This is a genomic window from Variovorax sp. LjRoot84, from assembly GCF_964254305.1.
GTDB lineage: Bacteria > Pseudomonadota > Gammaproteobacteria > Burkholderiales > Burkholderiaceae_C > Variovorax.
Genome location: NZ_CAXUTE020000001.1, coordinates 2,343,586 through 2,364,571 on the forward strand (window position 1 = coordinate 2,343,586; position 20,986 = coordinate 2,364,571).

19 protein-coding genes are annotated in these 20,986 nt (G+C 69.0%); 10 read left to right on the forward strand and 9 right to left on the reverse strand.

The window, feature by feature from the left end:
* From ACSQ9I_RS12050 to ACSQ9I_RS12065, 4 genes are all read right to left on the reverse strand, one after another.
* A complete protein-coding gene (locus ACSQ9I_RS12050) occupies window positions 1-1,425 on the reverse strand; it encodes a GTPase/DUF3482 domain-containing protein (RefSeq protein ID WP_436313305.1) in 1,425 nt (474 codons plus the stop codon).
* Window positions 1,422-2,801, reverse strand: a complete 1,380-nt coding sequence (locus ACSQ9I_RS12055; RefSeq protein WP_436313306.1) for a DUF2868 domain-containing protein — start codon at window positions 2,799-2,801, stop codon at window positions 1,422-1,424. The genes ACSQ9I_RS12050 and ACSQ9I_RS12055 overlap by 4 nt, the downstream gene beginning before the upstream one ends.
* Window positions 2,802-3,116: 315 nt before the next feature.
* Window positions 3,117-4,955, reverse strand: a complete 1,839-nt coding sequence (locus ACSQ9I_RS12060; protein WP_436313307.1) for an ABC transporter ATP-binding protein — start codon at window positions 4,953-4,955, stop codon at window positions 3,117-3,119.
* Window positions 4,956-5,125: 170 nt separating this feature from the next.
* Window positions 5,126-6,013, reverse strand: a complete 888-nt coding sequence (locus ACSQ9I_RS12065; protein ID WP_436313308.1) for a LysR family transcriptional regulator — start codon at window positions 6,011-6,013, stop codon at window positions 5,126-5,128.
* Window positions 6,014-6,092: 79 nt separating this feature from the next.
* On the opposite strand from ACSQ9I_RS12065, the gene ACSQ9I_RS12070 reads away from it, so the two are divergent.
* Together ACSQ9I_RS12070 and ACSQ9I_RS12075 are read left to right on the forward strand one after the other, a co-directional pair.
* The gene (locus tag ACSQ9I_RS12070; RefSeq protein WP_436313309.1) at window positions 6,093-6,917 is read left to right on the forward strand and encodes a DODA-type extradiol aromatic ring-opening family dioxygenase; all 825 of its coding nucleotides are present in this window, start codon (window positions 6,093-6,095) and stop codon (window positions 6,915-6,917) included.
* Between the two features lie 22 nt (window positions 6,918-6,939).
* A complete protein-coding gene (locus tag ACSQ9I_RS12075) occupies window positions 6,940-7,809 on the forward strand; it encodes an alpha/beta fold hydrolase (protein WP_436313310.1) in 870 nt (289 codons plus the stop codon).
* 1 nt (window position 7,810) lies between these two features.
* Here ACSQ9I_RS12075 and ACSQ9I_RS12080 read toward each other — a convergent pair whose 3' ends face one another.
* The gene (locus tag ACSQ9I_RS12080; RefSeq protein ID WP_436313311.1) at window positions 7,811-8,872 is read right to left on the reverse strand and encodes a Bug family tripartite tricarboxylate transporter substrate binding protein; all 1,062 of its coding nucleotides are present in this window, start codon (window positions 8,870-8,872) and stop codon (window positions 7,811-7,813) included.
* Window positions 8,869-9,861, reverse strand: a complete 993-nt coding sequence (locus tag ACSQ9I_RS12085) for a Bug family tripartite tricarboxylate transporter substrate binding protein (protein WP_436313312.1) — start codon at window positions 9,859-9,861, stop codon at window positions 8,869-8,871. The genes ACSQ9I_RS12080 and ACSQ9I_RS12085 overlap by 4 nt, the downstream gene beginning before the upstream one ends.
* Window positions 9,862-10,012: 151 nt before the next feature.
* On the opposite strand from ACSQ9I_RS12085, the gene ACSQ9I_RS12090 reads away from it, so the two are divergent.
* The 7 genes from ACSQ9I_RS12090 (at window position 10,013) to ACSQ9I_RS12120 (ending at window position 18,296) form a co-directional block, all read left to right on the forward strand.
* Complete coding sequence (locus tag ACSQ9I_RS12090; RefSeq protein WP_436313313.1) at window positions 10,013-11,464, forward strand: FAD-dependent oxidoreductase; 1,452 nt, start codon at window positions 10,013-10,015, stop codon at window positions 11,462-11,464.
* Between the two features lie 59 nt (window positions 11,465-11,523).
* Window positions 11,524-12,354, forward strand: coding sequence for an IclR family transcriptional regulator (locus ACSQ9I_RS12095; protein WP_093109298.1), 831 nt, complete (start codon window positions 11,524-11,526; stop codon window positions 12,352-12,354).
* Between the two features lie 12 nt (window positions 12,355-12,366).
* The gene (locus ACSQ9I_RS12100) at window positions 12,367-13,662 is read left to right on the forward strand and encodes an aconitase X (protein ID WP_436313314.1); all 1,296 of its coding nucleotides are present in this window, start codon (window positions 12,367-12,369) and stop codon (window positions 13,660-13,662) included.
* Window positions 13,659-14,114, forward strand: coding sequence for an aconitase X swivel domain-containing protein (locus ACSQ9I_RS12105; RefSeq protein WP_436313315.1), 456 nt, complete (start codon window positions 13,659-13,661; stop codon window positions 14,112-14,114). The genes ACSQ9I_RS12100 and ACSQ9I_RS12105 overlap by 4 nt, the downstream gene beginning before the upstream one ends.
* Window positions 14,111-15,811, forward strand: coding sequence for a dihydroxy-acid dehydratase (locus ACSQ9I_RS12110; RefSeq protein ID WP_436313316.1), 1,701 nt, complete (start codon window positions 14,111-14,113; stop codon window positions 15,809-15,811). The genes ACSQ9I_RS12105 and ACSQ9I_RS12110 overlap by 4 nt, the downstream gene beginning before the upstream one ends.
* Window positions 15,812-15,927: 116 nt before the next feature.
* Window positions 15,928-17,052, forward strand: coding sequence for a porin (locus ACSQ9I_RS12115; RefSeq protein ID WP_436313317.1), 1,125 nt, complete (start codon window positions 15,928-15,930; stop codon window positions 17,050-17,052).
* Window positions 17,053-17,336: 284 nt separating this feature from the next.
* Complete coding sequence (locus ACSQ9I_RS12120; RefSeq protein WP_093109293.1) at window positions 17,337-18,296, forward strand: Bug family tripartite tricarboxylate transporter substrate binding protein; 960 nt, start codon at window positions 17,337-17,339, stop codon at window positions 18,294-18,296.
* 4 nt (window positions 18,297-18,300) lie between these two features.
* On the opposite strand, the gene ACSQ9I_RS12125 is transcribed toward ACSQ9I_RS12120, so the two are convergent.
* The 3 genes from ACSQ9I_RS12125 to ACSQ9I_RS12135 are packed head-to-tail and all read right to left on the reverse strand — an operon-like array spanning window position 18,301 to window position 19,799.
* A complete protein-coding gene (locus ACSQ9I_RS12125) occupies window positions 18,301-19,122 on the reverse strand; it encodes an aldo/keto reductase (protein WP_436313318.1) in 822 nt (273 codons plus the stop codon).
* Window positions 19,123-19,125: 3 nt separating this feature from the next.
* Window positions 19,126-19,464: a helix-turn-helix domain-containing protein gene (locus ACSQ9I_RS12130; RefSeq protein ID WP_436313319.1), complete on the reverse strand. Its 339-nt coding sequence runs from the start codon at window positions 19,462-19,464 to the stop codon at window positions 19,126-19,128.
* Window positions 19,461-19,799 carry a type II toxin-antitoxin system RelE/ParE family toxin gene (locus ACSQ9I_RS12135; RefSeq protein WP_436313320.1) on the reverse strand — a complete coding sequence of 113 codons (339 nt, stop codon included), beginning with the start codon at window positions 19,797-19,799 and terminating at the stop codon, window positions 19,461-19,463. The genes ACSQ9I_RS12130 and ACSQ9I_RS12135 overlap by 4 nt, the downstream gene beginning before the upstream one ends.
* A gap of 133 nt (window positions 19,800-19,932) precedes the next feature.
* On the opposite strand from ACSQ9I_RS12135, the gene ACSQ9I_RS12140 reads away from it, so the two are divergent.
* Complete coding sequence (locus ACSQ9I_RS12140; protein ID WP_436313321.1) at window positions 19,933-20,931, forward strand: IS1595 family transposase; 999 nt, start codon at window positions 19,933-19,935, stop codon at window positions 20,929-20,931.
* Window positions 20,932-20,986 lie beyond the last annotated feature (55 nt).

Below are 20,986 nucleotides of genomic sequence, written 5' to 3' on the forward strand. Positions count from 1 at the left end.
TCATGCCGCAGTCTCGAGCGCTTCGATGGCGGCCGCGGCGCGCTCGGCCACCCGCGCCACCACGTCCTGGCGCTGCGGCGCCTCGCGCCAGCGCAGGCGGGCGCTGCTTTCCCAGTCGGGGTGGCTGCGTGCCGGCTGCGCGGCGCGCACGAGCTCGGCCAGGGGGCGCTGGGCGGCTTCGGTACTGCTCGCGGCCGCGCCGGCGGCGATGCGGTCGACGGCCGCATGGCCGCGCTGCTCCAACGCGCGCAAAAGCTTGAGCTGCCAGCTTGCGATCACGAACAGCACGCGGTCTTCCGCCGTGAGCTCGTGCACGTCGCGCAGCTTGTTGGCGAGCTTGCGGCCCAGCGGCCCCAGGCCTTGCGAGACCGCGCCGCCGATGGCGCCGCCGAGCGCTGCGCCCGCACCCAGCGAGAGGCCATGGAGCGCCAGGTCGGCCACCACGCCGACGGCGGCACCGACGGCCACGCCCTTGCCGAGCAGGACGCTGGCGTCCTTCAGCGCCTCGGGGTGGAAGAAGTCCATGGTCCAGCGGCCTTCGACCATCGGCAGCGGCGCCTCGTCGGCATCGCCCTCGCGGAAACCGTAGAGCGCGAGCAGGTCGTCCGCACATCGCTGCGCCTTGTCGAACACGTCTTTCTGCAGCGCGGCGATCAGGCGCTGGCGGCTGCTTTCGACGGCGAATTCGACGGCCGATACGCTGCGGCGCATCGCGGCCGCATCGACCAGCAGCTCGGCGACGCGCGTCGTCGCCGCCCGACGCCGCTGGGCGAACTCGGCTTCGAGATAAGCGGCCACGCCGTCGAGCTGTGCGCGCCGGTCGCGCAAGAGCGTGGCGAGGTCGCGGTAGAGCTCGCGCTCGGCGCCGACGAAGGGCGCGGCTGCATCGAAGCGCACCACCACGTGCAGGCCGTAGGCCGAGAGCAGTTCTTTCCAGGCGGCCTCGCGAGTCGCCGCATCGCGCACGAAGTTGAGCACCGGCAGCACCGGCCGCGCGCAAGCGTTGAGGAGCTCGATCTCGGCGCGGAACTTGGGCAGCACCGGCTCGCGCGCATCGATCACCAGAAAGGCGGCATCGACCTCCAGCAGTGCCCGCAGCACCTTGGCCTCCTGCTCGAAGACGCCGTGCGCCTCGGGACCGTGGAGGAAGCGGCGCACGCGCTCGGGTGGCGTGAGGTCCTTGTCGTCGAAGGCGGCCAGATGTTCGCGCAGCGCGACCGCGTCTTCCAGGCCCGGCGTGTCGAGAAAGCGCACCGCGGCGCGGCCGCTCACCTGAAGCTCGACGGCTTCGACATGGCGCGTGGTCCCGGGCTGCTGCGACACCTCGCCGAAGTTCACGCGCCGCGTCAGCGTGCGCAGCAGCGAGGTCTTGCCTGCGTTGGTATGGCCGACGACGGCGATGCGGATGGGCTCCGTCGTCGTCATGCCCATCCGCGCAACGCGGCCTCCGGTGCGTCGCTGGCGACGATGCCTTCCAGGCCGGCATCGGCCAGCCAGGCATGCCAGCGCTGACGCGTCGCTTGCGCATCGCCGCCGAGCAGCCACAGCCGGCACTCGCTGCTGAGCGAGGCCACCTCGCGCAGGAAGCGCTCGGTGCCGCGGTCCGGGCTGGAAGCCGCGTTGCAGCCGACCAGCACGCGCCGCGGCCGCAGCCGGGCCAGTGTGTCGAGCAGTTCGCGCCGAGCGCTCGCGCTGCCGTCGATGCGCAACACTTGCGCGCCCGCCGCAGCGAGCGCGGCCGGCGGCCAGGGCAGCTCGTCCGGTAGTTCGAAGCCGATGGCCATCAGCGTGTCGGCGGTCTCGCCCGCGGCCAGGCCGGTAGCAGCGCCATGCGGCAGGCGGCCAGGATCGGCATCCACGATCTGCCGCGGCGCCATCGCTTCGAAGCGCGCCAGCAGCCGGCGGTAGTAGGGCTGCGAAAGATCGGGCGCAAGCGCCTTCTTGCGCGCCTGCCAGACCAGCGCGCAGAGCAGCGCGAAGAAAAGGCGCGGTAGCAGCCCGTAGACCACGATGCAGCCGGTGAGCCACAGCGCCCAGGCGCGCTGGCCGGCCGCGGCGGCGAGCGGCGAAAGCACGGTCTGCGCGTCCGGCACCGGAAAGCCCAGCCAGGCCGGCGCCGCCCCGAGCAGCTGCACGCCGCGCACGAAGAAGGCCGGGTCGAGGATGGTCGTCTCCCAGCTCAGCGTGTAGTTGCGGAAGGCCAGCGCGAAGAGCAGGACGGCGAGCATCACCGCGAAGGAGAGCGACCAGATCGCGTGGCTCGCGAAGCCCAGCGCCCAGGGCAGGAGGCGCGCGCGCGCCAGGAGGCGCGTGGCCGCGCGCAGCAGGATCGGCGTTTGGCCGCGCTTGCCGCCCGCCACGCGGGCCGTGAGCGCCAGCCACAGCCAGCCGAAGGAGGCGTTGAAAGAGCCCAGCGGCACCAACAATCCGAAGAGCCACAGCAGCAGGGTCAAGAGGTGCAGGCCCAGCAGGCTGGCGAGTGCCACCACCACGTTGATGCTGCGCGCGCTGCCGCCGACCACGCTGCCGGCGAGCGTGAGGCCGCCCGCGACGATCAGCGCCACCAGCGCCAGCAGCACCCAGGGGGCCCAGGCGCGGGCGCGTTCCAGTTCGTTCAGCAGGCCGATGCGCTGCCCGAGGAGGCATGCGCGTTCGATGATCCGGCCACAGCCGTCGGACCGTAGCGCCATGGCCTCGCGCACTGCCTGCGCGTCGTCGAGCGGGCCCGCCTCTTCGACCAGTTGCAAGGCCTCGGCGATCGTCGCATCCTGGAAATCAAAGCGCTGCGCTGCGGGGTTCAACGGCTTCCTTCAAAGAGAGCGCGAAATTATGCCCGGCGCCCCCCGGCCGCTCGCTCATGAAAAACGGGGCCGCGATGGCCCCGGATCCGCGCCGAAAGGACGCGGAAAAAGCAACGGTGTGTTTATCTCAGCGAAGGCCGAAGAAGGAGAGCACGGCGACCACGACCACGACCAGCCCAACGATGTAGATGATGGAATTCACGGCGAGGACTCCTCTTGTTGAAGACGATTCCAGGGTGACAGGCACAGGATTTCAAGCTGTAGTCGGCTGTCTTCGCGCACTGTAGGACTCGCCGGAAAGCCTTTGGCCTTCTTTTACTCGTCGTCACCATCTCCCAGGAAGCCGCCGCTCTGATGCGCCCACAGCCGCGCATAGAGCCCGCCCCGCGCCAGCAGCGTGCGGTGGTCGCCCTGTTCGACCACGCGGCCCTCGTCGAGCACGATCAGCCGGTCCATGGCCGCGATGGTCGAGAGCCGGTGCGCGATTGCGATCACGGTCTTGCCTTCCATCAGGCGGTACAGGCTGGCCTGGATCGCGGCCTCGACCTCGGAGTCGAGCGCGCTGGTGGCTTCGTCGAGCAGCAGGATCGGCGCGTCCTTCAGCATCACGCGCGCAATCGCGACGCGCTGGCGCTGGCCGCCCGACAGCTTGACGCCGCGCTCGCCCACGTGCGCCTCGTAGCCGCGGCGGCCGTTCGGGTCGCCCAGCGTCTGGATGAAGTCGTGCGCCTCGGCGCGTTCGGCCGCCGCGCGGATCGCCTCCGCGCTCGCGTCGGGCCGGCCGTAGGCGATGTTGTCGGCCACCGAGCGGTGCATCAGCGAGGTGTCCTGCGTGACCATGCCGATGTGCGTGCGCAGCGAATCCTGCGTCACGTGCGCGATGTCCTGGCCGTCGATCAGGATGCGGCCGCTTTCGAGATCGTGGAAGCGCAGCAGCAGGTTCACCAGCGTCGACTTGCCGGCGCCCGAACGGCCGACCAGGCCGATCTTCTCGCCGGGCGCGACGGTGAGCGTGAGGTCGTCGATCACGCGGCGGCCGCCGTCGGCGTAGCGGAAGCTCGCATGATCGAAGCGCACTTCGCCACGTGGCACGGCAAGCACGGCGGCATCGGGCGCATCGAGCACGGTGCGCGGGCGCGACAGCGTCTTCATGCCGTCCTGCACCGTGCCGATGTTCTCGAACAGGCTGGTCATCTCCCACATGATCCAGTGCGACATGCCTTGCAGCCGCAGCGCCATCGCGGTCGCCGCGGCCACCGCGCCGACGCCGACCGCGCCCTGCGACCACAGCCAGAGGCCCGTGCCTGCCATGCCGGCAGTCAGGCCCATGCTGAGCGTGTGGTTGGCGATCTCGAAGGCGCTCACCAGCCGCATCTGGCCGTAGCCGGTGATCATGAATTCCTTCATCGCCGCGCGCGCGAAGCCGGCCTCGCGCTGGGTGTGCGAGAACAGCTTGACGGTGGCGATGTTGGTGTAGGCATCGGTCACGCGGCCGGTCATCATGGCGCGCGCATCGGCCTGCGCCTTGCCGATCTCGCCGAGCCGAGGCACGAAGAAGACGAGCGTGGCGATGTAGAGCAGGAGCCAGATCACGAAGGGCAGCATCAGCTGCGGGTCGAGCACGGCCGCGAGCACGATCATGGTCGCGACGTAGACGCCCATGGCCACCAGCACGTCGGCCAGCACGAACACGGTCTCGCGCACGGCCAGCGCGGTCTGCATCACCTTGGCCGTGATGCGGCCCGCGAACTCGTCCTGGTAGAAGGCCATGCTCTGGCCCAGCATCAGGCGGTGGAAGTTCCAGCGCAGCCGCATCGGCAGGTTGACCGCCAGCGTCTGGTGCTTGACCACGGTCTGCAGCGCCACCACCGCGATGCTGGCGACCAGGGCCGCGCCCAGCCACATCAGCGTGTCGCCGCGCTCTTCCCACAGCCGGGCCGGCACCTGGCCGCCGAGCCAGTCGACGATGCGCCCGAGCATCGCGAACAGCAGCGCCTCGAAGGCCGACATCGCGGCCGTGAACAGCGCCATGGCGAGGATCTTGCCGCGCAGGCCTTCGGTGCAGGCCCAGAGAAAGGCGAAGAAGCCGAGTGGCGGCAGTGCGGGTTCGGCGGGGGGATAGGGATGAAGCAGTTTTTCGAAGTAGCGGAACAAGTCGGGCTGTCTCCAGTGAGGCGCCACTGTAACGGCGGGCAGGTGCTTGTGCATGCGCAAGGCCTATGGGTGTGCCATGGGTGCGGAGGCGGGCGGTGTGCCCTGCGCCGGCCGACGTCACCGGCCCTTCGGGCTTCCCTGCGCTGCTCGCGCCAGGCCAGAGCGAACGCCTATCGCCCCGACAAGCGCTCTCCCAGAAAGTCGATGAAGCTGCGCATCTTGGGCGCCATGTACTGGCGGCTGGTGTAGACGGCGAACAGCGTCACCGCCGGCGCGGTGTAGTCGGGCACCAGGCGCACCAGCCGTCCGGCAGCCAGGTCGTCATCGATGAGCCACTCGGGCAGAAAGGACATGCCCATCCCCGCGCGCACCGCATGCAGTGTGAGCGTGGTGTCGTCGGACTTCATCACCGGTTGCAGCCTGAGCGGCACCTGCCGCCCGCCCGGCCCCTTGAGCGCGAGCCCTTCGATATTGACGTAGCTCGGCACGATGGCGCCGAGCTTCGCCAGGTCGGCCGGCACGGCAGGTACGCCGGCGCGCGCGAGGTAGTCGGCCGCGGCGACCAGGTGGAACTGCAGGCGGCACAGCGGTCGCGCGATGAGCGCCGGCGAGGGCTCCTGCGTCGCGCGCAGCGCGAGGTCGTAGCCGTCGGCCGCGAGATCGACCTTGCGGTTCTCCAGGTGCATGTCGACCAGCACTTCCGGAAAGCGCTCGCGGTAATCGGCCAGCACGCGGGCAATGCGCGGCGTGGCGCACCACACGGGCGCGCTGACCTTGAGCTGGCCGCGCGGCGCCTCGTTCTTCTGGCCGATCGCGGCCTCGGCCGCATCGAGCAGGTCGAGCGCGCGCCGGCTCTGCTCGTACCAGGCCTGGCCCGCTTCGGTCAGGCTCAGATGCCGGCTCGAGCGATGCAGCAGGCGCGCGCCGAGCGACTTCTCGAGCTGCGCCACGTGCTTGCTGGCCATCGGCGCCGAGACGCCCAGGCGCTCGGCCGCGGCGACGAAGCTGCCCAATTCGACGACGTCGCGAAACACGCGCAGGCTGGTCAGCCGGTCCATGGTTGATTTCCTGCAGAGAAACGATTCGATGAATCCTAGCCTATCGATTTCTCGAAGGGAAATCTCTAGACTGGCACTCATGACCACGCAAACCCTTCCCACCTATTTCATCTCCCACGGCGGCGGCCCCTGGCCGTGGATGAAGAAGGAAATGGGCGATGCCTATGCCCAGCTCGAAGCCGCGCTGGCCGACATGCCGCGCCAGATCGGCCGCCGGCCCGACGCCATCCTGATGATCTCGGCGCACTGGGAAGCGCCGGCGTTCACCGTGATGGGCAACCCCAAGCCGCCCATGATCTACGACTACGGCGGCTTCCCCGAGCACACCTACCACGTGCATTACGACGCGCCCGGTTCGCCCGAGCTCGCGCGGCGCGTGCAGGGGCTGATCGAGGCCGCCGGGCTGCCCGCGAGCCTGGATCCGGAACGCGGCTTCGACCACGGCATGTTCTCGCCGATGGCCGCGATCTATCCGAAGGCAGACGTGCCGGTGGTGCAGCTGTCGCTCAAGCGCGGCCTCGATCCGGCCGAGCACCTGGCGCTGGGCCGGGCGCTCGCGACGCTGCGCAACGAGAACGTGCTGATCGTCGGCAGCGGCCTGAGCTATCACAACCTGCGCAACTTCGGTCCGCAGGCGCATGAGCCGTCGAAGGCCTTCGACGACTGGCTGGCCGCGACCGTGGATGCGGCGCCGGCGCAGCGGGCCGAGCGCCTGCTCGACTGGTCGCAGGCGCCCGCGGCTCGCATTGCGCATCCGCGCGAAGAGCACCTGATCCCGCTGATGGTCGCGGTCGGCGCCGCCGAGCAGGACACCGGCAAGCGCATCTACCACGAGGACGCCTTCATGGGCGGCATCGCGGTGTCGAGCTACCGCTTCGGTGCGGCGGCCGGCGACGCGGCTTGATCGACGCCGGCACAATGTGCCGGTGCCAGATCTCCACACTTTCGACCCCGTGGCCGATGCCCAGGCGCATCGGCTGATTGCGCGCACCGACGCGCTGTCCGTTCATCACGATGCCTTGCACGACGGCCTGCGCGTGCGCTGGCGCCGCTTCGGCGACGGCCCGCCGCTGGTGCTGCTGCATGGCGGCCATGGCAGCTGGATGCACTGGCTGCGCAATATCGAGGCGCTGTCGGCCGCGCACACGCTGTGGCTGCCCGACATGCCGGGCTTCAACGACTCTGACACGCCGCCGCGGCCCGCGCCGGGCCAGGAGGCCTTGGGGCCCTCGCTCGATGCAATGGTCGCCACGCTCGACAGCCTGATCGGCGCGCAGACCGAGATCGACCTCGGTGGCTTCTCCTTCGGCGGCCTGGTGGCGGCGAAGTTCGCACTCCGGCGCGGCGGCATCCGGCGCCTGGCCCTGATGGGCAGCGGCGGGCACGGAACGATGCGTCGCATGACGGTCGACATGATCAACTGGCGCGCCGCCAAGGACCGCGAGGAAGAGCGCGCTGCGCTGTTGCACAACCTCGGCGCGCTGATGCTGCACGAGCCCTCGGCCATCGATGCGCTGGCCTTCGCCATCCATGACGTGTCCTGCCACGGCACGCGCTTTCGCAGCAAGGAAGTCTCGATGGCGGGCGGGCTGCAGGCCGCGCTCGACGCGCTCGGCGGGCCGCAATTGCTGGTCTGGGGCGAACACGACGTGACGGCCGATTCGCGGCCGCTGGTTGCGCAGCTCACGGCCGGCCATCCTCAGCGCGAGGGCGCGGTGGTCGACGGCGCGGGCCACTGGGTGCAGTACGAGCGCGCGGCCGAGGTGAATGCGCTGCTGCTGCGCTTCTTTGCCTGAGTTACTGCTTCGTCAGCCCCAGCCTGCGAATGATGTCGCCCCACTGGTCGTAAGTCGTGCGCGTGAGTTCGGCCAGCTGCTGCGGGCTCGAGGCCTCGGCTTCGTAGGCCCCCTGGCGGAAGAACTCGCGCGTGGCGGGCATGGCCAGCACCTGCGTCAATGCCGCGTTGAGGCGGGCCACGACCGGCCCGGGCATGCGCGCCGGGCCGTAGAAGCCGAGCCAGCTCGCCATGTCCAGGCCGCGCACGCCTTGTTCCGTCATGGTGGGTACGTCGGGCAGCATCGGGCTGCGGCGCGGTGCGGCCACGGCCAGCATCCGGACCTTGCCCGTTGCCGCGTTCTGGATGGCATTGGGCGCGGCGTCGAAGTAGTACTGCACGCGACCCGCCAGGAAATCCTTCGCCGCATCGGCGCCGCCCTTGTAGGGCACGTGCACCACGTCCAGTCCGGCCTGGCGCGCGAAGGCCTCGCCGTAGATGTGCGAGGAGGTGCCGGTGCCGAAGGAGGCATAGCCCAGCTTGCCGGGATTGGCCTTGATGTAGGCGACGAGTTCCTGCACGTTCTTCGCCGGCACGCTGGCATGCACGGTCAGCACCAGCGGTCCGCGCGCGCCGAGCGAGATCGGCGTCAGGTCCATGAAGGGGTCGTAGCGAACCTGCGCCAGCGTCTGCGGGTTCTGCGCCACCACGGAGGAGGGCGCGTACATCAGCGTGTAGCCGTCGGGCGCGGCGCGGATCACTTCCTCGGTGGCCAGGATGAAGCTGGCGCCGGGCCGGTTCTCCACGATCACCGGCGTCTGCAGCACCTCGGTGAGCTTGCTGGCGACGAAGCGTGCCTGTGCATCCGATGCGCCGCCCGCGGCCAGGCCGAGCACGATGCGGATGGTTCTTCCTTTTTCCGGGAACGCCGGTGTCTGGGCCAGCGCGGCGAAGGCGCCCGCGCCCGCCAGCCATGCCAGGACCCGGCGGCGCGCGATGCCGGCGCATTGGAGCCCCCTTGGCGCTGCGCGCCTTCCCGCCAAGCGGGAGCGAGCTTGCTTGGGGCGGCCCGGCGTGGCGCTCATTGCTTCGCGAGCCCCACCTGCCTGACCATGTCGCCCCAGCGCTCGTAGGTGGCGCGCGTGATGCTGGCGAACTCGGCGGGCGTGGTGGCGCCGGCCTCGTAGCCGCCGGTGCGGTAGAAGTCGCGCACCTGCGGCATGGCCAGCACCTGCGTCAGCGCCGCGTTGAGCTTGGCAACCACCGGCGCCGGCATCTGCGCCGGTCCGTAGAAGCCGAGCCAGCTCGGCAGGTCGAGCCCGGCCACGCCCTGCTCGGCCAGGGTCGGGACATCCGGCAAGGCCGCGATGCGCGCTGCCGCTGCGACGGCGAGGATCTTCACCTTGCCGGTGCCGGAAGTGATGACCGCCGACGAGGCCGAGTCGAACATGTACTGCACGCGGCCGCCGATCAGGTCCTTCGCCGCGTCCGAGCCGCCCTTGTAGGGAATGTGCACCGCGTCCAGCCCTGTCTTCTGGACGAAGGCCTCGCCATAGATGTGCGAGGAGGTGCCGGCGCCGAAGGAGGCATAGCTCACCGTGCCCGGACGCGCCTTGACGTAGGCCACCAGCTCGCGCACGTTGTTCACCGGCACGCTGCTGCTCACCGAGAGCACCAGCGGGCCGCGGCCGCCCATCGAGATCGGCGTGAAGTCCTTGAAGGGGTCGTAGGGCACCTGCGACAGCGTGTGCGGGTTCTGCGCCATGGTCGACGAGGGCGCGTAGAGCAGGGTGTGGCCGTCGGGCAGGGCGCGCGCGACTTCGCTGGCGGCCAGCATGGTGCTGGCGCCGGGCTTGTTGTCGACGATCACGCTGGTGCCCAGCAGCTCGCCGAGCTTCTGCGCCACGATGCGCGCCTGCGCATCGGTGCCGCCGCCGGCGGTGAAGCCGACCACGATGCGGATCGGCTTGCCCTTGGCCGGGAAGTCCTGCGCCATGGCCAGCGGCGCCAGGCCCAGCAGCGCGATGCCGGCCAGCACGATCCCGGCACGGCGGGCGCTGAGGAACGCGTCCATGCTTGTCTCCTTGTTCAATTAATCCGTTAAACGGACTATCGACTCATTAATAATGAATAATTGACAGGGTATACCCGTATTAACGACCTTAAATGTTTGTTAAATGATCTGTATGTCCAAAATACGACGCTCCATCCAAGCATCTGAATCCATGAAAACTGTGGTCCGCACCGACGAGCGCATCTTGAGCTCCGACATCTTCGATCGCGACAAGCGCATCCAGCGGCCCGACCACGGCATGTGGGCGGAGCCCGGCAAGAACATTCCGATCTACCACCGCTGCGGCGTGCTGGTCGTCGGCGGCGGACCTTCGGGCACGGCGGCGGCGGCCGCAGCGGCCAAACAGGGCGCCGATGTCGCGCTGCTCGAGCGCTACAACCACCTGGGCGGTCTTTCCACCGGCGGCCTCGTGATCTGGATCGACCGCATGACCGACTGGGAAGGCCAACTCGTGATCCGCGGCTTCGCGGAAGAGCTGTTTGACCGCCTGCCGGCCGACGCGGTCGCCGGCCCCTCGCGCGGCGACTGGGGCTCGCAGGACACCGCGAAGGCCGCGCACTGGTCGCAGCGCACGGCCGCCTACCACGGCGTCGTCACCTGGTCGCCGACCATCGATCCCGAGCGGCTCAAGCTCTTGTCGCAGGAGATCGTGCTGGAGCGCAAGGTCAAGCTCATCTACCACTCGTGGGCGGCGGTGCCGATCGTGCAGGACGGCGCGGTCAAGGGCGTGGTGTTCGAGAGCAAGGAAGGGCGCATGGCCATCATGGCCGACGTGGTGGTCGACGCCACCGGCGACGGCGACCTGTTCGCGCGCGCCGGCGCGGCCTACGTCAACGACATCGAGGAGGCCGATGTCCACCATTGCATGAACACCTCGTGGCTGTTCGGCGGCGTCGACATGGACCGCTGGATCGAATTCAAGGCCGGCCAGCCCGAGCAGTTCACCGCCTTCATGGCGCGCGGGCGCGAGCGGCTCGGCCTGTTCGAGCGGCCCTTCGTCTCGTGGCGCAACGACATCGCGCTCTTCATGGGGCCGCGCCAGTCGGGCTACTCGGCGCTCGACGTCGACGACCTGACGGCCGTGGAGGTGCGCTCGCACCGCGCGATGGCCGCGCACCTCGACTACTTCCGCGCCCATGCGCCGGGCTTCGAGGGTGCCTACATGATGCTGAGCGCGCCGCAGATCGGCGTGCGCCATGCGCGGCGCCTGAGCGGCGCGGGTTCGGTGCTGCGCAGCCAGTGGCCCGAGGGCCGGGCGCTGGCCGACGAGGTGGGCGTGTCGCCGGCCGTGTCGCCCAAGTTCCCCAACATCTCGATCCCCTACGGCGCCCTGGTGCCGCAACAGCTCGACGGCCTGCTCGCCTGTGGCCGCCACATCTCCTGCGACCGCAACTCGCACGGCTTCATGCGCGAGATTCCGCAGTGCTGGATCACGGGCCAGGCCGCGGGCGTGGCGGCCGCGCTCGCATCGCGGGCCGGCATCGCGCCGCGGGCCGTGCCTGTCGATGCGCTGCAAGCGGCCTTGCTGAACCAGGGCGTCTACCTGCGCGGTGCCGCGGCCGAGAGCGCAGCGGCGTCGTCGCCGCAAACGGCCGTCGCCTGAGTCCGCCGGCCATGAACCCGAGCGCATCTACATTGGAGACTCTTACCAAGGGTTCTTCCATGCCAGCAGCAGACCGCAACGACAACTCCCTCAACGCCTCCGAGCGCGCCGACCGCTCGGACACCGTCAGCGCACTGGAGCGCGGCATCTCGGTGCTGCGCTGCTTCAGCGAAGAGCGGCCGGTGCTGGGCTATGCCGAAGTCGCACGCATCACCGGCATCCCGCGGCCGACCGTCAACCGCCTGGTCGCGACGCTGCTCGCGATGGGCATGCTCAAAGCGGCGCAGCCGGCCGATCGCTTCATGCTCGGGCCGGGCGTGGTGTCGCTGGCGCGCGTGTTCCTCGGCAGTCTCGACGTTCGCGCCGCCGCGCGGCCCAGCATGCAGGCGCTGGCCGAAGAGGTGGGCGCATCGGTCTACCTGGCGGTGCGCGACGGCATGGAGATGGTGTTGATCGAGGCCTGCCGGCCCCGCTCGTCGATGCTCTCGGCCCGGCTCGACGTCGGTTCGCGCGCGCCGCTGCCCAATTCGGCGCTGGGCCGGGCCTACCTGTCGGCGCTGCCCGAGGCGCAGCGCACGCAGCTGCTGGATTCGATGCGCTTGCTGCGCGGCCCGGAGTGGGACAGCATGGCGCCCAACATGATGCGCGCGATCGACGAGGCCAAGCGGCTCGGCTACTGCCTGTCGCTCGGCGAGTTCCACCGCGAGATCAACTCGGTCTCGGTGCCTCTCATCGGGCCGGGCGACGAGATCATGGCGCTCAACGGCGGCGGCGCGGCCTTCGTCTTCAGCGAAGACCGGCTGCGCAACGAGATCGCGCCGCGCCTGCACGACATTGCGCTGTCCATCGCGCGCGACATCGGCGGCCACGTGCCGGTGCCCAAACCCTAGGAGACACAGGCCATGCACCTGAGCGATGAAGAGAAAGCCATGCGGGACGGCCGCGACGGCCCCGCCGTGCAGAAGGCGATGGACCTCTTGATGCGCTACGGCGAAGCGCTCGGCGCCGAGCGCCTGGTCGAAACGCACAACGTCTGCGCCACCATCACCTCGACCACGCCCTTCCAGCGCGACTTCGCGCTGGAGCGAGGCGGCGGCATGGACGCGGTGTTCTCCGAGTTCAGCCTCGATAGCCAGGAGGTGGTGGCGATCCCGAAGTTCAAGACCTTCACCAGCCACCTGCAGCTCGGCTTCGATCCGGGGCAGCCCGAGCGCATGGGCGTGAGCGAGGCGATCGTCGAGTTCTACGCCAAGAGCGAACGCCACGCCGCCGGCCTCGGCGCGCAGATCATGAACACCTGCACGCCCTACCAGGTCGGCAACATCCCGACGCGCGGCGAGCATTGCGCGTGGATGGAGTCGTCGGCGGTGGTGTATTGCAACTCCGTGCTGGGCGCACGCACCAACACCGAAGGCCGCGAAAGCACCGGCGCCGCGATGCTGACCGGCCGCATTCCCTACTGGGGCTACCACCTCGACGAGCACCGCCGCGCCACGCACGTGGTGGAGCTCGACATCGAGGTCGAGTCGGTCGAGGACTGGGGCCTGCTCGGCTACTACATGGGTGACCTCGTGCAGGAGCGCGTGCCGGTGGTCCACAGCCGGCGCGGCATCGGCCGGGTGCCGAACCTGCCGCGGCTCAAGCATTTCGGTGCGGCGGCCTCGTCCTCGGGCGGCGTCGAGATGTACCACATCGTCGGCATCACGCCCGAGGCGCTGACGCTGGAGCAGGCGCTCGGCGGCAAGGCGCCGGTCGAGGTGCTGCGCTACGGCGAGGCCGAGCGCCGCGCCACCTACGAGAAGATCAACGCCACCGGCCGCGATGCCGAGGTCCAGTACGTGATGCTGGGCTGCCCGCACTACACGATCGAGCAGATCTGGGAGGCCGCGCAGCTGATCGAGGGCCGCAAGGTGCACGAGAACTGCGAACTCTGGATCTTCACGCCGCGCGCCATCAAGTCGCTGGCCGACCGCAACGGCTACACCAAGATCATCGAGGACGCGGGCGGCATCCTCATGTCCGACAGCTGCTCGGCCATGAGCCGCGCCGTGCCCAAGGGCACGAAGACCGTGGCGCTCGACTCGGCCAAGCAGGCCCACTATCTGCCCGCCATCCTCGGCGTCGAGGCCTGGTTCGGCAGCACGGCGCAGTGCATCGACGCCGCCTGCACCGGGCGCTGGAACGGGAGCCACGCATGAACGCGGTCGTTGCCGAAGAGACTTTGTTGACCTTGCGTGGCCGCAAGGTTGTGGGCGGCGTCGCGGAGGGCGAGGCCCTGGTCACGCGCGAGCGCATCTCGGGCTGGGGCGGCATCGATCCGCGCACCGGCACCGTCATCGAGACGCGGCACGAACTGCGCGGCCGGTCCTTCGCCGGCAAGGTGCTGGTGTTTCCGGGCGCCAAGGGGTCCTCGGGCTGGTCGGCGATGTTCCATGTCGCGCGGCTGATGGGCATGGCGCCGGCCGCGATGCTGTTCAACGAGATGACCACCAAGATCGCGTTGGGCGCGGTGGTCACGCACGCGCCTTCACTGACCGATTTCGACCGCGACCCGCTCGACTGCATAGCGACCGGCGACTGGGTGCGCGTCGATGCCGAACGCGGCATCGTCGAAGTCACGAAGAAGAACAAGACCGGAGACCACGCATGACACGCCCCCTGCGCAGCAACTTCCCGCGCGGCTCCTACCTCTGGTCGGTGCGCAACGCGCACTGGCGCGCGCTCGGCATTCCCGAGGAAGACTGCGAGAAGCCGAAGATCGCGATCGTCAACAGCTCGTCCGAGCTCGCGGCCTGCTTCAGCCATCTCGACCAGGTGGCGGCCGAGATCAAGACCGCTATCCGCGCGGCCGGCGGCGTGCCCTTCGAGATCCGCACCGCGGCGCCGAGCGACTTCATCACCGGCGCCGGCGCGCGCGGCGCCTACATGCTGGCCGCGCGCGACCTGGTGACCAATGACATCGAAGTGGCGGTCGAGGGCGCGCAGCTCGACGGCATGGTCTGCCTCACCTCCTGCGACAAGACCGTGCCGGGCCAGCTCATGGCGGCCGCGCGGCTGAACATCCCCACGCTGCTGGTGCCCTGCGGCTACCAGCCCAGCGGCGAGTACCGCGGCCGGCACATGGACATCGAGGAAGTGTTCATCGGTGCGATGCATGCGGTCACCGGCAAGCTGCCGGTGGAAGAGCTGGTCGGCATGAGCCGCGAGGCGATCCGCGGACCCGGCGTGTGCTCGGGCCTGGGCACCGCGAACTCGATGCACATCGTCTGCGAGGCGCTTGGCATGGCCCTGCCCGGCAGCGCGCCGGTGGCGGCGCTGAGCCCGAAGATGATGGCCGACGTGCGCGCCGCGGGCACGCGCATCGTGCAGATGGTGTGGGACGACCTCAAGCCGCGCGACATCCTCGGGCCCGGCGCTTTTGCCAACGCGGTGCGCGCGGTGCTGGCCGTCGGCGGCTCGCTCAACACGGCCAAGCATCTGCAGGCGGTGGCGACCGAAGGACAGTGCGGTGTCGACGTCTACGGCCTGTTCGAGCGTCTCGGCCCGACGACGCCGGTGCTCGCCGGCGTGCGGCCGATCGGCGAGCACAGCATCGAACAGTTCGAGGCCGCGGGCGGCTGTCGCGCATTGATGAAGCAGCTCGAGCCGCTGCTCGACGCCGCTGCGTTGACGGTGACCGGCGACACGGTCGCGCACAACCTGCGGCGTGCCGAGGTGGCGGATGCGGAGGTGATCCGTCCCATCGAACGCCCGGTCGCGCCGCTTCCGGCCATCGTGCTGCTGCGTGGCAACCTGGCACCCGAATCGGGGCTCATCAAGACCGGCATCACCCCGCGCAAGGTGCGCCGCTTCACCGGCCCGGCCGTGTGCTTCTGGAGCGCGGACGCGGCCATTGCGGCGCTGAAGCAGGGCAGCATCCGCCCCGGCCAGGTGGTGGTGATGCGCGGTGCCGGCGCCTGCGGCGGGCCCGCGATGGGCGGCGGCGCCTCGCGGGTGGTGTTCGCGATCGATGGTGCCGGGCTGGGCGACGAGGTCGCGCTGCTGACCGACGGCCATCTCTCGGGCCTGGTCTGCAAGGGGCTGGTGGTGGCCGAGGTATCGCCGGAGGCAGCGCTGGGCGGTCCGCTGGGGCTGCTGCGCGACGGCGACACGATCACCATCGACCTCGACGAGCGCCGTCTCGACGTCGATCTGAGCGAAGCGCAGCTGCAGGCGCGCCGCGCCAACTGGCAGGCACCGGCGCCGATGCACGACACCGGCTGGCTGCAGCAATACCGGCGCAACGTTGGCGCACTCTCGCAAGGCGCAGTGCTGGTGCGCTGCGAACCTCTGAAGCCCACGGGCTAGACCCCGGCCCACCCCACGGTTCACAGGCCTGGCGCGGACGGACACGTCCGCACCCGGCGGCGCAGCCATGCCCGCCCTTCGAGTTTTCAACAAAGAGAAAAGCAGGAGACACAAAGATGAAGAGACTGTTGCTGTGGTCGGCCGTCGGGCTGGCCGGTACCGCGGCCCATGCGCAATCCAGTGTCACGGTGTTCGGCGTGATGGACCTCGGCGTTCAGCGCAGCGCATCGGGCGGCGTTTCGCTGACTTCGCTGTCGAACGGCGGGCTTTCCACCAGCCGGCTGGGCTTTCGCGGCCAGGAAGATCTCGGCGGCCGGCTGGCCGCGGGCTTCTGGCTCGAAGGCAGCCTCAACCCCGACACCGGAACGGGCCGCGCGAGCAACACCAACAACCAGGCCAGCGGCGCCGGGATCGCGGGCCTGCTGACCTTCGACCGCATGTCCTACGTCAGCCTCTCGTCCAGCGACTGGGGCGAAGTGCGGCTGGGCCGCGACTTCATTCCCACTCACTACAACAGCATCTACTTCGATCCCTTCAACGCCAACGGCGTGGCCCGCGCAGGCAACCTCACCTTCGCGGGAACGGGCACGGGTCCGCTGCCCACCACCATTGCCGGCAGCAACACGGTGAGCTACTGGCTGCCGAGATCGCTCGGCGGCTTCTACGGCATGGCGATGGCGGGGATGGGGGAGAACACGCAGCCGGCGCCGAACGAGCACGACGGCAACTTCGCCGGTGCGCGCATCGGCTTCGCGTCCGGGCCCTTCGACGTCGCGGCGGCGGTGACGCGCACCAGCGCGCTCACCACGGCCACCATGGGCAAGTACACGCATGCCAACGTCGGCGGATCGTGGGACCTCGGCTTCGCGAAACTCTTCGTGCTCTACAACGCCGTGACGGTGAAGCTGGCCGCCGGCGCGGTGCACAAGAACACGGCGGAGATCGGCGCCCACATCCCGGTGGGCGGCGTCGGACGCATCCGTCTGAGCTACGCCCGCCTCGACGACTGCAGCGACGACATCTTGCGCAATGCCGACCGCTCCGCGCAAAGCGGCAACGATGCACGGCAGTTCGGCCTGGGCTATGTGCACACGCTGTCCAAACGCACGGCGCTCTATGGCACCTACGCGCGCCTGACGAACAAGGGACTGGGGCGCTACGTGGTCAGCGGCGCGCCGGCCGCGCTGATTCCGGGACGCCGCTCCTCGGGGCTGGAGTTCGGCGTGCGGCATCTTTTCTGAAAACTAGAGCCTGTTAACACATGAATCACCCCCGCGTGGGGCCCCAGAGAGGGCCCAATCTAGGCGCCAAGCGGAACTGGGTTGCACACCCAGTGAGCATTGGCAACGACGAGTGGGCCCTCTCTGGGGCCCCACCCGAAGGGCCGGGGCGGCAAGGCGCGCATGGCGTCGTTGCGGTCCTTGCCCGGGGGATCACCCCGGGCAAGGACCGCGCCTAGCCCCGCACCCCTTGCCGCCCCGGCGCAGGGGTGATTCATGTGTTAACAGGCCCTAAGGAGACGGACATGCAACGCAGAACCATCGTGAAGTGGGCCGCACTGGCGCTGCCGGCGACGGCAGCCTGGGGTGCGGGCGGCTATCCGCAGAAACCGGTGCGCCTGATCGTGGGCTTCGCGCCGGGCGGCGGCGCCGACGCGCTCACGCGCATCATCGCGCAGGGCTTGTCGAAGCAGCTGGGGCAGCAGGTGATCGTCGACAACCGGCCCGGCGCCGACGGCATCCTGTCGGCGCAGGCGGTGGCGAGCGCTGCGCCCGACGGCTACACGCTGCTCATGGGCACCAACACCGCGATGGTGGCCGCGCCCACGCTGCGGCCGAACCCGCCCTACGACCCCTTCAAGGCCTTCACGCCGATCAGCTCGGCCGGCCAGTTCTCGATGTTCCTCGTGGTGCCTTCGGATTTTCCGGCGAAGAGCGTCAACGAATTGCTGGCAGCGGTCGCGGCCAGGCCCGGCGGCTACAACTCGGCCTCGAGCAACAGCGCATCCGAACTCGCCATGCTGCAGTTGCTCGGCGAGCAGCGGAAGGTGGTCAACGCGCGCTACAAGGGCGACATGCAGGCCATGACCGATCTCCTGGGCGGGCAGATCCACATGATGTTCACCACCGGCACCCTGGCACCCGGTTTCGTGAAGGAAGGGCGCATCCGCGCCCTCGTCACGCTGCAGCCGCAGCGCAGTGCCTTGCTGCCCGAGGTGCCGACGGCGAGCGAGCTGGGCCTGGGCAAGCTCACCATCACGCCGTGGGCCGGCTTCTTCGGGCCGCCGGGGCTGCCTGCAGCGATCACCGACAGGCTTTCGACCGAGCTGCAGAACACGCTGGCGCGGCCCGAAGTGCGCGAGCAGCTCGTGCAGCAGGGCTTCGAGGGCTACGGCATGAGCCCGGAGAAGTTCGCCGCTTTCTTTCGCACGCAGTACGACGCCTTCGGCGCGACGGTGAGGCAGCACAAGCTGAAGTTCGAGTAGCAGCTCAGCGGTCGATGCTGTGCACGTGGCGCTGCCAGAAGGCGGCATCGGGAAAGCCGCCCGTGCCGGCTGCCGCGTTGTCCGCCATGTGCTCGGGCCGGCTGGTGCCGGGGATGGTGCAGGTCACGGCCGGGTGGCTCAGCACGAACTTCAACAACAGCTGCGCCCAGCTCGCGCAGCCGATCTCGGCGGCCCAGCCGGGCAGGGGCTTGCCGCGCAGCCGGCGCATGAGGCTGCCGCCGCCGAAGGGCATGTTGGCGATGACCGCGACGCCGCGCTCGGCCGCGAGCGGCAGCAGGCGTTGTTCGGCCTCGCGCGCATCGAGCGAGTAGTTGATCTGCAGGAAGTCGAGCTTCTGCTCGCGCAGCACGGCCTCGACCTCGGCGTAAGCCGATGAGGTGTAGTGCGTGATGCCGAGATAGCGCACGCGGCCCTGCTCCTGCCAGCCGCGCAGCGTTTCGAGGTGGGTGCGCCAGTCGACCAGGTTATGCACCTGCATCAGGTCGATGTGTTCGGTGCGCAGGCGCTGGAAGGACTGCGCCATCTGCGCGATGCCGGCCTCGCGGCCGCTGGTCCAGACCTTGGTGGCGAGGAAGGCCTTGTCGCGCTGTTTCGCCGCGGCCAGCAGCTCGCCGGTCACGGCCTCGGCGCGGCCGTACATTGGCGAGCTGTCGATCAGCTTGCCGCCGGCGGCGAACAGCGCATCGAGCACGCCGGGCAGGCGCTGGTGCTCGGCGCTGCCGGCGGCGACATCGAAGCCCATCCAGGTGCCGCAGCCGATGACGGGGAGGGCTTCCTGGGTGGAGGGGATGGGGCGGGTGGTCATGCCTCAGGCGAGCGTCAGCTCGACGTGCACGCGGCGCCCGATGGCGGTCGCGATGTTGACCAGCGCGTCGAGCGAAAAACGGGATACGCGGCCTCGCAGCAAGTCGTTCATGCGCGGCTGCGTGATGCCGCAGTGCGTGGCGGCTTGTGTTTGAGTCCAGCCATTTGCTTGCACGATGGACGCGATTTTTTGCATCAGCTCTGCGCGCGTGCGGAGATTGGCTGCCTGCTCGGGCGTGTCGGCGATCGCATCCCAGACGCTGGCGTAAGTGGTGGTGCTCATTGGATACACCTCCGCGCTGCGCGCTGCGGTATTCGCCTTGGGAACGGCCCGGCGGTTCATGCTTGCTCCTTGATGCATTGTTGAAAGCGGCGTCGTGCGGTTTCGATGTGCTGTCGCGACGTGGCCTGTGTTTTCTTTTGGAAGGCGTGCAGAGCGATCACGGCGTCAGCCATCCGTGCGGTGTAGATGACGCGATAGGTGCCGGCGCTGTCCCAAACTCTGAGTTCTTCGACACCCTTGCCGATCGCGGGCATGGGCTTGAAGTCATCAGGCTGCGGGCCACGCTGCACCTTGTCGAGTTGATAACCGGCATCTTGTTGGGCATCCGGCGGAAATTCCTTCAAGCATTTGAGGGCGTCGCCCAGAAAGCGGATCGGCTTCGTGAGTATATTCAAATGGATATAGATCGATCAAGCGTGTCTTGAAGGCGCGCGGAGGGCAGGGGATTAAAAAATCCTGAGACGGCCCAAGAATACTGTATAAAAATACGGGGTATCCATTTAGCTCCAGTTTGACTAGCATCACTGGATGGACATCCATATATTAGTCCCCAAGGCGGGAGAAGACTACCCGGTCAACTGGAACCAGTTCCTGGACTGGTTCGCCACCGAAGAGGCCTGTCTTGGCTACCTGGAGCGGCTGCGCTGGCCGCAAGGTTTCGTGTGTCCGCGCTGCGGGGTGGCCGCTGAGCCCTATCGCTCCAGCCGCGCACGGCTGATGTGCCGAAGCTGCTCGACCCAGAGCACGGTGACCGCGGGCACCATCTTCGAGAAGACCCGCACGCCGCTGCGGGTGTGGCTGGCCGCCGCCTGGTACGTCACCAACCAGAAGCATGGCGTCAGCGCGCTCGGACTGCAGCGCGTGCTCGGCCTGGGCAGCTACCAGACGGCCTGGGCGATGCTGCACCGCCTGCGCCGGGCGATGGTGCGGCCCGAGCGCGAACGGCTCAGCGGAATCGTGGAGGTCGACGAGACGTATCTGGCCATCAGCGATCGCGAGCAGCTTGCCGCCCGCGGGCGGGGCAAGGGTCGAAAAAGCCAGACGCACCAGACACTTGTGGTGATCGCCGTGGAGCTGCACGAGCCCAAGGGCTTCAGCCGGCTGCGGCTCGAGCGCATCCAGAACGACTCGACCGAGCAGGTCATCCCCTTCGTGCTGGCCAACATCGAGCCTGGCTCACAGGTGCGCACCGACGGCTCGGCCGCCTACCGCGATCTCGCGGATCTGGGCTATTTGCACCAGCGCACTGTCCATCTGGGCTCCGACGTTCCCGCGCACGTCTCCATGGTCGGCGTTCACCGCGTGGCCGCACTGGTCAAGCGCTGGGTGCTGGGCACGCACCAGGGCGCCGTGCAGCCGGCGCACCTGGACGCCTATCTCGACGAATTCGTCTTTCGCTTCAATCGCCGGGCCTCGCGCTCGCGAGGGCTGCTGTTCTACCGGCTGCTCGAGCAGGCCGTCGTCACAGATCCGCTGACCTATCGCGGTGTCGTGGACAACATCCCCAAATCGGCGGAAGTGGCGTAGATTACTGGATGTGCATCCATATATCTCTGGGCGCTGGAGCTAAATGGATACCCCA